The organism is Thioclava sp. ES.031, from assembly GCF_002563775.1.
GTDB lineage: Bacteria > Pseudomonadota > Alphaproteobacteria > Rhodobacterales > Rhodobacteraceae > Thioclava.
Genome location: NZ_PDJO01000001.1, coordinates 1,351,947 through 1,363,600, shown reverse-complemented (window position 1 = coordinate 1,363,600; position 11,654 = coordinate 1,351,947). Strand labels below are relative to the sequence as shown.

Annotated in this window: 11 protein-coding genes; all 11 read right to left on the bottom strand. The window is 65.4% G+C overall.

Annotated features, from left to right (window positions below; all coding sequences use genetic code 11):
* Positions 1–12 precede the first annotated feature (12 nt).
* Positions 13–912: an AAA family ATPase gene (locus tag AXZ77_RS06610; RefSeq protein WP_098410532.1), complete on the bottom strand. Its 900-nt coding sequence runs from the start codon at positions 910–912 to the stop codon at positions 13–15.
* Between the two features lie 18 nt (positions 913–930).
* The gene (locus tag AXZ77_RS06605; RefSeq protein ID WP_098410531.1) at positions 931–1,581 is read right to left on the bottom strand and encodes a TadE/TadG family type IV pilus assembly protein; all 651 of its coding nucleotides are present in this window, start codon (positions 1,579–1,581) and stop codon (positions 931–933) included.
* A complete protein-coding gene (locus tag AXZ77_RS06600) occupies positions 1,578–2,087 on the bottom strand; it encodes a TadE/TadG family type IV pilus assembly protein (RefSeq protein ID WP_098410530.1) in 510 nt (169 codons plus the stop codon). Before AXZ77_RS06600 ends, AXZ77_RS06605 begins: the two co-directional genes overlap by 4 nt.
* Before the next feature lie 5 nt (positions 2,088–2,092).
* Entirely contained in the window at positions 2,093–3,628 is a 1,536-nt protein-coding gene (locus AXZ77_RS06595; protein WP_098410529.1) for a pilus assembly protein TadG-related protein, read from the bottom strand.
* 12 nt (positions 3,629–3,640) lie between these two features.
* Positions 3,641–4,447 carry a Flp pilus assembly protein CpaB gene (gene cpaB, locus AXZ77_RS06590; RefSeq protein ID WP_098410528.1) on the bottom strand — a complete coding sequence of 269 codons (807 nt, stop codon included), beginning with the start codon at positions 4,445–4,447 and terminating at the stop codon, positions 3,641–3,643.
* A gap of 82 nt (positions 4,448–4,529) precedes the next feature.
* Positions 4,530–4,736 carry a Flp family type IVb pilin gene (locus tag AXZ77_RS06585; RefSeq protein WP_098410527.1) on the bottom strand — a complete coding sequence of 69 codons (207 nt, stop codon included), beginning with the start codon at positions 4,734–4,736 and terminating at the stop codon, positions 4,530–4,532.
* A 439-nt stretch (positions 4,737–5,175) separates the two neighbouring features.
* Positions 5,176–6,573 (bottom strand): UDP-N-acetylmuramoyl-L-alanine--D-glutamate ligase, encoded by a 1,398-nt coding sequence (gene murD, locus AXZ77_RS06580; RefSeq protein ID WP_098410526.1) that lies wholly within the window; start codon positions 6,571–6,573, stop codon positions 5,176–5,178.
* Between the two features lie 243 nt (positions 6,574–6,816).
* Entirely contained in the window at positions 6,817–7,407 is a 591-nt protein-coding gene (locus AXZ77_RS06575) for a hypothetical protein (protein ID WP_098410525.1), read from the bottom strand.
* 179 nt (positions 7,408–7,586) lie between these two features.
* The gene (gene mraY, locus AXZ77_RS06570; RefSeq protein WP_098410524.1) at positions 7,587–8,669 is read right to left on the bottom strand and encodes a phospho-N-acetylmuramoyl-pentapeptide-transferase; all 1,083 of its coding nucleotides are present in this window, start codon (positions 8,667–8,669) and stop codon (positions 7,587–7,589) included.
* Positions 8,669–10,117, bottom strand: a complete 1,449-nt coding sequence (gene murF / locus AXZ77_RS06565; protein WP_098410523.1) for a UDP-N-acetylmuramoyl-tripeptide--D-alanyl-D-alanine ligase — start codon at positions 10,115–10,117, stop codon at positions 8,669–8,671. The genes mraY and murF overlap by 1 nt, the downstream gene beginning before the upstream one ends.
* Positions 10,117–11,598, bottom strand: coding sequence for a UDP-N-acetylmuramoyl-L-alanyl-D-glutamate--2,6-diaminopimelate ligase (locus AXZ77_RS06560; protein WP_098410522.1), 1,482 nt, complete (start codon positions 11,596–11,598; stop codon positions 10,117–10,119). Before AXZ77_RS06560 ends, murF begins: the two co-directional genes overlap by 1 nt.
* Positions 11,599–11,654 lie beyond the last annotated feature (56 nt).

Sequence of the window (11,654 nt, the reverse complement as noted above, 5' to 3'; positions counted from 1 at the left end):
TCGTGCTCCCCCTCAATTCATCCGGGCTGCGCTCTGTGCGAGCCGCCCCTTCGCCAGACCGGCAATCGCTTTCGACAACGCAGAGCGCCGCCCGATCCGCGCAAGAGGCACGCCGCGTTCGGCAGCCTCCTTGGCGGCACGCGGGTCGTCGGGCAACCAGTGACTCAGATCGCGATCGAGCGCCTTCGCCGCCTCCTGCTGCACCCGCGAGCGCATCAGCGGACGGCTTTGATGGTTCACGACCACCTCGATCTCCAGCGCGAGGTTCTCCTCGTGATAGGCATCGATCAGGCGGCGTGCCTGCTGCAGCGAGGGCACCGCGAGATCCGTCACCAGATACATCAGGGACGCGCGCGCCAGCACCGGCGAGACCCAGTCGATCAGCGCATGCGGCAGATCGACGACGACGTAATCGCAGCGCGCCTGCATCAGCGTGATGAGTTCGGTGACCTGATCGGCGCCGAGCGCACCGAGCGGCGCGAAAGCGGCGGGGGCGCAGAGCACTTCCAGCCCGTCTTTCGAATGCTGGATCGACTGATCGAGAAAGGTCTCGTCCGGCACCGCCCCGCTGCGCGCCATGTCGTAGAGCGCCGGGCTTGGATCGAGATCGAGGAAGCCCGCAACCATGCCGAATTGCAGATCGAGGTCAATCAGCCCGACGCGACGCGGCGCCTGACCTTTCTTCACCCCTTGGGCCGCCAGCTGATGGGCGAGGTTCACCGCCAGCATCGTGGCCCCGATCCCGCCGCGGCTGCGCGCGACCGCGATCACCTGGCCCTCCTCGTCGGGCGCCCGCGCATGCGTCAGACGCTCGGCCTCGGCAGAGAAGGTCAGCCGGCGCTTGGCGGGCGCGGCAAGGTCGCGCGCGCTCGGCTCGGGCACCAGGAATATCGGTTTGGTTCTACGGGTCATTTCATGTCTCCCCTTGCTTTAGCTTCCCGCGCCCTGCGCGAGGTCCTCGCCCGGCATCGACGTGCTCATGCTCGGGAAGGCGATATCTGCATCAAGATCTTCATTGGCAGTGCCGGTCACGAGCCCCACCAGCGCGCCCAGCGGCGTCGCGAATTGGAAGCTCACATTCTGCAATTCGACGGTGACCATCGGCACATAGGGCCCGCCGAGAAATCCAAGTTCGGAATCGTAGGAATAGCTGAAGGACAGGTTCGCAGCGGTCGAGCCCGTGGGCAGCGCCGGGGCGACGATCGGCCAGATCTCTGCCACGGTCGCATTCGTCGTCGCGCCCGAGCAGCTCACCGTGGCAGGCGCCGCGCAGACCCAGCTCTTGGCGCTGCAATTCGTGCCGAATTGCGGCTCGGTCTCGTCTTTCGGCGTCACGCCGCGCTCATTCATCTCCGGCACGCCGGCACATGCCGCCGGACGCACCGCTGCCAGCCGCGCCGCGACCTGCAACCCGCGCTGCATATTCACGTAGTGAAAGGCCAGCCGTCCGAAATCCAGAAGCCCGAAGAACACCAGCAGGTAGAGGCCGAAGACCAGCGTGAACTCGACAAGGGTCGCGCCCTCCTCGTCGCGCAGGAAGCGGCGCAGCCCGCGCGCGTGATATGCGAGCGGCCCGGTCATGAGCCAAAGACCCGGTTCTGGTCGGCGATCGTCGTGGTGACGGTGCCGAGCGTCGTGGGTGTAATGAGGGTGAAGAGACCGGCGAAGGGGAAGGTGATCGTGACATTCGCCGCCACTTCGACGATCGGCGCATCGCCGAAACGATAGCTGCCTTCGATACAATCGAGGCTCGGCTCGACCGTCGTGACGGTGATCCCGCCCCCCAGAACGCTGCCGCCAGTGATCGCATTGCCGACGATCCCGGCAAGCGTTTCCGCCTGACCATCGACGCTGCCGCCGGTTTCGCAGATGCTGCGCGGAGTGATCCGGGCGAGGTAACGGCTTGCATCGCGCACGCCGCCGATCACTGTCTGATAGGCAAGAAACATCCGCCCGCTCTCAATGATCGCCGCGAAGAGGATGAGCATCAGCGGAAGCACCAACGCGAATTCCACCAGCTGCGCACCCTCGTCGTTGCGCCAGATGCGGCGCGGGGCGCGGAGGCGATATGCGCGAAACCACCGCATCGCGCTCACCGGTATAGCTGGACGACGTCGCGGACCATGCCGCCCGTGCCCAGCTTCTCTTTGTCGCCATTGCTGGCGGACCCGATCACTTCGCCCCAGATATCCATCGTCGGCGGGGTCGATCCGTCCTCGCCCACCGGTTCGGTGAGGAAGACTTTGACGAATTCCTTGACCGGCACATTCGTGGCCGCGCCCTTGATCTCGGTGCCGGTCTCGGCACTGCAATCGATGCCCGCGACGATCAGCACGCGGCGGTCGGCATTGGGGGCGGCCGCGGGCGCGCAGCTCGGCAGGCCCGTCTCGGCGCGTCCCGAGAGGATGTCGCCTCCAGCCGCCGCCGCGATCTCGGCGAGATAAAGGTCATAGCGGGTGTCGGCGTCGGCGAAGGGATCCGTCGCGCCCTCTGCCGTGATGTCGATGCCGTAATTCGTCTGCATGTAGGTAATGCGGCCCTGCGACCAGTCGCCATCGCCGAAGCGCGTGCAGGGCTCGGTCGCGCCCGGCATGAAGCAATCGTCACGCGGCAGACCCACCGTGTCGGGCGAGAGCTCTTCATTTTCCTTGATGCAGGCGTTCTTACCGTTGCCGGTGGTCTTGGTGGCATCGCCGTCCTTGGCGCTCGGATCGGCGGCGACGATCCCCTTGATGACATTGGGCGCGGGCGCGTAATCGGGATCGTTGCTCAGCCCGTTCATGATCGACTGATACATGTCGAAGCGCACGTTGAAGATCGCCGCGTTGCGCCCTTCCTTCTGGCCCGGCTCGAGATCGACGCCACGCTGGTTGAAGCATTGGGTGATCTTGCTGACCGCGCCGAGCAGGCAGGCGTCGAGCTGCGCGCCGGATTTCTTGGCGCAAGGCCCTTCGTCATCGATTTTCGCGCCATTCGGATCGAGGAACCCGAAATCGCCCGGTCCCCAAGCGGCATCGCCGCCCCCGCCCGAGCGCAGCAGGATCATCTGTCCGATATCCTTTTCCGCATCGAAGCCCGGCGGCACGCAGAACATCAAGGGCGTGACATCGCAGGCGAGAATTTCGAGCCCCGCCACCGCCTGAGCCGTGGCCGTGCCGTCCAGGGCGTCATAGCCGCCGAGCGTCGTGAAAGCGGCGGCGAAGACACCTTGGACTTCGCGCTCATCGACATCGACGCGCACGAAGGCGGCCTTCGCCGGATCGGTGGTGACCGCGTTTGTCGCGTCATTGTCGTTTGCCGGGAGCGCGCTGAGATAGGTCAGGGTCACGTCGTTCGCAGCTCCCAGCACCTGCGAGCCGGTCGCGAAAGTCTGGCTATCGACGATAAGTTGGGCAGCCGCATCGGCGCGGGTGATCGCGTCGGAATTGCCGTCAAGCTCGCCCGCCGCCGCCAGCGCCACCGAATCCGCGAAGGATTGCAGTTCCGAGCGGGTGCTGCCGAGCCTGCCCAGATCGAATGAGAGCGCGACCAGACCGAGCACCACCACGAGGCTCATCCCGAAGAAGACGAGGATCGTCCCGTCTTCCTCTCGGGCAAAGCGTCGGATGCTGTTCTGGATGCGCCCCATCGACCCCGAGCCTCACTTGATCGTCGTCTGGGTCACGACCGTGCCGCGCCGGATCGTCACCGTGCGCACGGGCGTGGGTTCGAGCTTGTTCGAGGACCGCTCGCTGAGAATATCGGCCAAGCCGATCGAGGGCAGCGGATCGCTCTCGGCCTCGTCGAGCGTGCGCAGCGTCAGGCTCAGCGTGCCCGCCTTCTGCGCCAGCGCGAGGCGCTGGCCCTGATCGGGCGAGACCTCGACGGTGACGGTGCGCGCCACGCCCGGGGTTTTCACTTTCTCATCGGCTTCCTGATCGACCCCGATGACGCGAACGTCCTGCAGGATCGTCACGGTTTTGAGCGACTCGTTCTTGCCGCGCGTCATCATTACGTCGACGCGGTCGCCCGGGGTCACGAACCCGCCGACGCCGCTCGTGGCGTTGACCTCGATCGCCATGGCGCGGCTGTTCGGGCCGAGGGTCTGAACGATGGTGACCTTCTCGCCGTAATTCGAGACCTTGGAGGCGAGGATCAGCTCGCCCTGCGCGATCTCGGCGCGGGCGCGGCGCGGCTCTCCACCCGCTTCGGGCAGGAGGGCTGCGTAATCGGTGAAGACCCCCGGCGGCAGCGCCTCTTTCGGCCAGGAGATCGACGTCAGCTTCTGCGCCTCGATGGTCTGGCCGAAGGGAATGTTCTGTGCAGCGGCGAGGACCTCGACGAGCCCTTCGCGCTCGGCGGCGACTTCGCGTTTGTATTTCGCCTCGAAGAAATCACGCGCCAGGTAAGCCGAGCCACCTGCCACGGCGAGTCCTGCAGTGAAGGTCAGCAAAGATGCGATACGCATGGCGCTCTCCCTAAAAACGATGTTTGAATTTGGGGGGCGGCCTTCTTTAGGCCGCCCTTTGATGCTCGCGACTGCGCAGCGATTATTGCCCGATCGTGGCAGTAGTTGCGTTGCCCGTCATAATCGTTTCTGCGCTCGCCAATTGATCGAATACACCTTGTCCGAGTGCCCCGTAGATGCCAGCACCGATGCCCACAGCGATGGCCAGCGCGATGCCGTATTCGACGACCGTGACGCCCTCTTCGTCATTCTTGAGACGGCGCAGCGAAGCGAGTTTGAACAGTTTCATAGTCTTTCTCCGTTTCTGAAATGCCGGCCCACCCCGGCGGTAAATCTGGCCCCGTGTCCCCTGTTGAGCCGGGCAGCCAAGATTTAGATTGCGAGCGTTTTGACGTCGCGGCATCGGTTCAACGTCGCGAAATAACAATCACGAGTTGTATTTCTTGTCAGAGATGCCGAAATCTGGACGGCGCATACACCGTTTGAGGGGGTGAGCCTGCGCGCATCCCGTCTCAGCGACTCAGCGCGCGGGGGCCGTACGAGGCGCAGTTTTCGCCTTGTTACGAAGGCTTGGCGTAAGCGGATAAGCCGCGCCTGACAGAAAGCCGAGCCCGTCGACCTACGGGCCGGGGCTCGGATACGACGTCAAAAGCACCGGTATCGGCGGCAACCCGAGAGCGGGGCTACCGATCGCGGGTGACGGGGACGGCCCGGCGCCTGCCGGAGCTTCAGCCGGGCAGCGCGTCCACGAGCTGCGCGAAATGATCGCCGCGTTTCTCGAAATTCGGATATTGGTCGAAGCTGGCCGCTGCAGGCGCCAGCAGCACCGTGTCGCCCTCTTCGGCGTCGCGGGCGCAGGCGGCGACGGCGGCTTCCATCGTCTCGCAAATCTCATGCTCGACCGCCAGTTCCAGCGCGAAATCGCGCGCGGAGTGGCCGATGAAATAGGCTTTCTTCACCGCACCGAGATGTTCGGACAGCGAGGCCACCCCTCCCTCCTTGCCCAGACCGCCCGCGATCCAGCGGATGTTCGGGAAGGCCTGAAGCGCCTTCGCGGCGCTGTCGGTGTTGGTCGCTTTCGAGTCGTTGACCCAGCGCACCCCACGCTTCTCCGCGACCGTCTGGCTGCGATGCGGAAGACCGGCGAAGGAATGGAACGCCTGCTCGATCACGCGCGGCGCAATTCCCAGCGCACGCACGGCGGCGTAGGCCGCGCAGGCGTTCTGGTGGTTATGCGCGCCGGGCAGCCCGGTGACATCACGCAGGTCGATCGACGCCACCTGCTTGCCTTTGCGCCATTCGCTGAGGAACCCTTTGCGCGCGTAGACCGACCAGCCCCAGTCGCCGAGCTTGCGTGCCGAGGAGACCCGGATCAGCCGGTCATCGTTACGACCCATCATGATCTGATTGGCGAGATAGACGCCCTCGGGCTCGTCGACACCGATCACCGCGCGATCCGGGCCGCCTTCGGCGAAAAGACGACGCTTGGCCGCGAAATAGCCGCCCATGCCTGCGTGGCGGTCGAGATGGTCGGGCGAGAGATTGGTGAAGACCGCGATGTCGGGCGTCAGCGCGCGCGCCAGATCGGTCTGATAGGAGGACAGCTCCAGCACCACCACTTCGCCATTCTCGGCAGGCTCCAGATCGAGCACGCCGCGCCCGATATTTCCCGCCATCTGCGTCGGTCGCCCGGCCTCTTCCAGAATGTGATGGATCAGCGCCGTCGTCGTGGATTTCCCGTTCGAGCCGGTGACGCAGATCGTGCGCGGCGCCTGATCATAGCGCATGAAATCATTGGTCGCCCATGAGGCGAAGAACAGGCCGATATCGTTGTCGACGGGTACGCCCGCCTCCATCGCCGCCGAAATCACCTGATTGGGCTTGGGATAGAGATGCGGGATACCGGGCGAGACGATCAGGGCTGCGACCTCCTCGAAAGCGCCGTGGCGCGTCAGGTCGCGGCAGCTATAGCCCGCCTCCTCGGCGCGGGCGCGGCCTTCGGGGCTGTCATCCCAGCACAGCGGCTCGGCCCCGCCTGCGCGCAGCGCGGCCGCCGTCGCCAGACCCGAGCGTCCGAGCCCGAGCACCGCCACCTTCTGTCCGTCAAAGCCCTGCACCGGGATCATGGGTCTCTCCTGTCGCCTCGCGCAAGGGCAGCGGGGGCCGCCTCGCGTCTTCGTCGTTCTATCACGTCGTTCTATCACGCCGTCCTGTCACGGGGGCCAGCCCCCGTACCCCCGGGATATTTGAACCAATACGAAGGGGAAAGGGGGAACGCAGCGCGCAAGTCGCCGGACATGCAAAAACGGCGCGCACGCAGGGGAGGAACCGTGCGCGCCGAAAAGGGTCTTCTAGGAAAGATCGCTAGATTACGACTTCTGGTCTTGCTGCTTTTCGAGCGTCGAGAGAATGTCCGACAGGCTCGCATTCAGCGTCAGCTCGCCCGAGCCGACTTCAGAGGCCGGAACGGTGATCTTGAACATCGAAACGGTCGTGTCGAGCGTGTCGTCGGTGCGGACATAGACTTCGTCGCTGTCGCCCATGTTCATGACTTTCTCGATCGTGCCGACCGCAGCGCCATCCGAGGACACGACGGCATCATCGACGCCGGTCTGGACTTCGTTGCCGACGATACCGGCCTGTTTCTTCAGCTGGTTCTCGGCCGGGATCGAGTCTTCGCCGTTCGAGGTCTGGTCAGTCGATGCAGCGCCGACTTTCTTGCCAGCGATACCGGCAGTGTTGTTCACGTCGCTCCCGGTGGTGACGTTGACCGCGGGCGGCGTGCCGTCCGAGGTCTGGTCATTCGGCACGATCTGCATCTTGTAGTCGATCAGGCCGTATTGGCCGTTTTCAGCGTTGCCGCCCTGGGTCACGCCACTTGCAGAACTGGCAACGGCGCCGAGCGAAAGCGAAGCGGCAAGAGCGGTCGTCGACAGAATGATGTTGAACTTGCGGGTCATCGGGTTCTCCTCGTTAAAAACTTTGCGACGTCTCGTGTCGCGGTTCGGGGAGACAACCAGTGGATTTCGCTTTGGTTCGCTCAAATGATTTTGAGAGAAACCAAGGCGCGCCCTGAGGAACCAGGGCGCGCCGAGAGGGCTTCACGCGCGCGGCTGCGCGCTTAGTAAAGAGGTGTGGTTTATCGGATTTTCAGCGTCGCCAGACCGATCAGCGCGAGGATCAGCGAGATGATCCAGAAGCGGATGACGATCTGCGGTTCCGACCAGCCCTTCTTTTCGAAATGGTGGTGGATCGGGGCCATCAGGAAAACCCGTTTCCCGGTGCGCTTGAAATAAGCGACCTGCACGATCACCGAAAGCGCCTCGACCACGAAGAGGCCGCCGACGATGCCGAGGACGATCTCGTGCTGGGTGCAGACCGCGATCGCGCCGATCGCGCCGCCAAGCGCGAGGCTGCCGGTATCGCCCATGAAGACCGCGGCCGGCGGGGCGTTGTACCACAGGAAGCCCAGACCGCCCCCCATCAGCGCCGCGGTGAAGATCACCAGCTCGCCGGAGCCGGGCACGAATTGCACGCCCAGATATTCGGTGAAGTCGGTGCGGCCCACGACATAGGCGATGGCGCCCAGCGTGCCTGCGGCGATCATCACCGGCATGATCGCGAGCCCGTCGAGCCCGTCGGTCAGGTTCACCGCATTGGCCGCGCCCACGATCACGATCATCGCGAAGGGGATGTAGAAATAGCCCAGATTGAGGACGAGGTCCTTGAAGAACGGGATCGACAGCCGCCCTTCCAGATCGGACGGGTGCAGATACCAGGTCAGGAGCGACGCGAGCAGCGCGAGCAGGAAGCCGAGCGCGAGCCGCGCCTTGCTGCTGACGCCTTTGGTGTTCTGCTTCGACACCTTGGCATAGTCATCGGCGAACCCGATTGCGGCATATCCGTAAGTGACCATCAGCACGACCCAGATATAGCCGTTGTCGAGCCGCGCCCAGAGAAGCGTCGACACCAGAAGCGCCGTCAGGATCAGGATGCCGCCCATCGTGGGCGTCCCGGCCTTGGAGATATGCCCCTCCGGCCCGTCGTCGCGGATCGGCTGCCCCTTGCCTTGCGTGCGCCGGAGGATACCGATCAGCCAGGGGCCGAAGATGAACCCCACCAGAAGCGCCGTGAAGAAGGCCCCGCCCGCGCGGAAGGTGATGTAGCGGAACAGGTTGAAGACGCCCCCGCCATCGGAGAAGTCGGTCAGCCAATACAACATTAGTCTTTTCCCTTATGGGCCTCGGCCGCGCCGGGCTGGCCGAGTTTTTTCAATACGCTAACGACGACGCTCACCTTGGAGCCTTTGGATCCTTTGACCAGAACGACGTCACCGGGGTCGATCAGGTGGCGGGCGCGCTCTGCCAGCTTGTCCGCCTTTTCATACCATTCGCCGCGTTTGGCGCGCGGGAGCGCTTCGCGCAGCGCCGCCATGCGCGGTCCCGCGAGATGCACGAGGTCGATCTTCGCCATGGCGGGGTGATCGGCGACGGCCGCGTGCAGCGCCGCTTCGTCCTCGCCCAGCTCCAGCATATCGCCGAGGATCGCGATGCGGCGCCCTTTCGCTGTGCGCCCCACCCCGTCGCGCGGCTTGGCGCCCGCCAGAACCTCGAGCGCTGCCGCCATCGAGGCCGGGTTCGCGTTGAACGCATCATCGAAGAGGTCGAAGCTCTCGGCCTCGTCCACGACATCCATATAGACCCGCTCGCGCTGGCCGCGCCCGGCGGGGGGCTGCCAGTTGCCCAGATCCATCGCGGCGATGGTCGGATCGCAGCCCGCGGCTTCGGCCAGGGCCAGCACGCCAAGCGCGTTATTCGCGAAATGCCGCCCCGGGGTCATCACCTTGAACAGGATCGACGTGCCGTGGTGATCGGCCTGAACGACGGTCGCGTCGCCCGCGATACGGGCGTCGATCAGACGGTAATCCGAGCCCGGCTCGGGACCGAAGCTGACCATGGTTCCGGCCTGCTGGGCGGCTTTGCGCAGAATATCGGAGACCTCAAGGCCGGACGGCACGATCGCGATGCCGCCGTCGATGAGCCCCTCGAAGATCGACGCTTTCTCATGCGCGATGCCCTCGATGCTGTCGAAAGCGGCCAGATGGGCCGGCGCGACGGTGGTGATCATCGCGGCATGGGGCTGCGCCATCTTCGCCAGCGGCGCGATCTCGCCCGGGTTGCTCATGCCGATCTCGATCACGGCGAAATCGGCATCCTGCGGCAGGCGCGCCAGCGTGATAGGGACGCCCCAGTGATTGTTGAAGCTGGCTTCGGCGGCGTGGACGGTGCCTTGGGCGGAAAGGACGGCGCGCAGCATCTCTTTGCTCGACGTTTTGCCGACCGAGCCGGTGACGGCGAGCACGCGGGCCCGCGCTCTCGCGCGCCCTGCCCGTCCCAACGCTTCGAGACCGGCGAGCACGTCATCCACGATCAGCAGCGGGTCGTCCTTCGAACACCCCTCGGGGATGCGGCTGACCAGCGCCGCCGCCGCGCCCTTGTCGAGGGCCTGACGCACGAAATCATGGCCGTCGCGCACATCCTTGAGCGCGACGAAAAGATCGCCGGGATGGATCGTCCGGGTGTCGATGGAAATCCCGGTCGCGGCGAAGGGGTGCGTGGCTTCGCCACCCGTCGCGGCGGCCGCGTCGCTCGAGGTCCAGAGCACTGCCATCAGATTTTTCCGTCCAGCGCGGCGACGGCGACGGACGCCTGCTCGGCATCGTCGAACGGATAGGTGTCAGAGCCGATGATCTGGCCACTCTCATGGCCCTTGCCCATCACCAAGAGCGCATCGCCCGGCTGCAGCAGATCGACGCCGCGCAGGATCGCCTCGGCCCGGTCGCCCACCTCCATCGCCTTGGGCGCGCCTTCCAGCACGGCGGCGCGGATCGTTGCGGGATCTTCGGAGCGCGGGTTGTCGTCGGTGACGATGACGATATCGGCGTTCTCAGCCGCCGCCTGCCCCATCAGCGGGCGCTTGGTCGCGTCGCGATCGCCGCCCGCGCCGACGATGGCGATCAGGCGGCCCATCACATGCGGGCGCAGCGCCTTGAGCGCGGTCTGCACCGCGTCGGGCGTATGGGCGTAATCGACGAAAACCGTCGCGCCATTGTCGCGGGTCGCGGCCAGTTGCATCCGCCCGCGCACGGTGGAGAGCTTCGGCAGCGTCGCGAAAACATCCTCGGGGTCTGCGCCACAGGCGATGGCGAGCGCCGCCGCTGTGAGCACGTTCATCGCCTGGAACCCGCCGATCAGCGGCAGGCGGGTCATCTGCGTCCAGCCTTCCCACGAGAAGCGCACATCCTGCCCGGTCGCATCGAACCGCTGGCCGAGGATCTGCATCTCGCATTGCTCGGTATGGCCGATGCCGATCAGTTCCTGACCGCGCGCGGTGATATAGCGCGCCAGTTCCTCGCCCTTGGGATCGTCGAGATTGATCACCGCCGCCCCGTCTTCGGGCAGGACACGGGTGAAGAGCCCGGCCTTGGCGGCGAAATACTCTTCGAAGCTCGCATGATAATCGAGGTGATCTTGCGTGAAATTCGTAAACGCGGCCGCCGAGAGCGTCACGCCATCCAGCCGACGCTGCGCCAGCCCGTGCGACGAGGCCTCCATCGCGGCATGGGTCACACCGACCCCCGCCATATCCGACAGCAGGCGATGCAGGGTGATCGGCTCGGGCGTGGTATGCGGCGACGGGGCGGAATAGCTGCCTTCCACGCCGGTCGTGCCGATATTCGCGGCCTCGAACCCCATAAGCTGCCAGATTTGGCGGGTGAAGGTGGCCACCGAGGTCTTGCCGTTGGTGCCGGTCACCGCGATCAGGGTCTCGGGCTGGCGCTCGAACCACAGCGCCGCCGCGAAGGCCAGCGCCTGACGCGGGTCTTGCGTGATGACGATCGCGGTGTCGGTACCTTCAAGCGCCTCGCGCGCGGCCTTCTCGCCCGCGCGATCGGTCAGCACCGCGGCTGCGCCCATGCGCAATGCGTAGGGGATGAACTCGGCGCCGTGGATCTGCGTGCCCGGCAGCGCCGCGAAGAGATGGCCCGGCTTGACCTGTCGGCTGTCGACCGACAGCCCCGAGATCGCGCAGTCTGCGCCCTGCAGCGGCGTCAGCCCCAATTCGCTCAGCATTTTGGTGCCCGCAGCCATCGTATCCGTCCTTCATTCAGCTTGCCGCACTTATCCGGCGACGCGTCTGCGAGGTC

Excerpts from the sequence above, each read along its gene's own strand:
- AXZ77_RS06560 (WP_098410522.1), bottom strand. The coding sequence starts at position 11,598 with ATGGCTGCGGGCACCAAAATGCTGAGCGAATTGGGGCTGACGCCGCTG.
- AXZ77_RS06585 (WP_098410527.1), bottom strand. The coding sequence starts at position 4,736 with ATGAAACTGTTCAAACTCGCTTCGCTGCGCCGTCTCAAGAATGACGAA.
- murF (WP_098410523.1), bottom strand. The coding sequence starts at position 10,117 with ATGGCAGTGCTCTGGACCTCGAGCGACGCGGCCGCCGCGACGGGTGGC.
- AXZ77_RS06575 (WP_098410525.1), bottom strand. The coding sequence starts at position 7,407 with ATGACCCGCAAGTTCAACATCATTCTGTCGACGACCGCTCTTGCCGCT.
- murD (WP_098410526.1), bottom strand. The coding sequence starts at position 6,573 with ATGATCCCGGTGCAGGGCTTTGACGGACAGAAGGTGGCGGTGCTCGGG.
- AXZ77_RS06605 (WP_098410531.1), bottom strand. The coding sequence starts at position 1,581 with ATGACCGGGCCGCTCGCATATCACGCGCGCGGGCTGCGCCGCTTCCTG.
- AXZ77_RS06610 (WP_098410532.1), bottom strand. The coding sequence starts at position 912 with ATGACCCGTAGAACCAAACCGATATTCCTGGTGCCCGAGCCGAGCGCG.
- mraY (WP_098410524.1), bottom strand. The coding sequence starts at position 8,669 with ATGTTGTATTGGCTGACCGACTTCTCCGATGGCGGGGGCGTCTTCAAC.
- AXZ77_RS06600 (WP_098410530.1), bottom strand. The coding sequence starts at position 2,087 with ATGCGGTGGTTTCGCGCATATCGCCTCCGCGCCCCGCGCCGCATCTGG.
- AXZ77_RS06595 (WP_098410529.1), bottom strand. The coding sequence starts at position 3,628 with ATGGGGCGCATCCAGAACAGCATCCGACGCTTTGCCCGAGAGGAAGAC.
- cpaB (WP_098410528.1), bottom strand. The coding sequence starts at position 4,447 with ATGCGTATCGCATCTTTGCTGACCTTCACTGCAGGACTCGCCGTGGCA.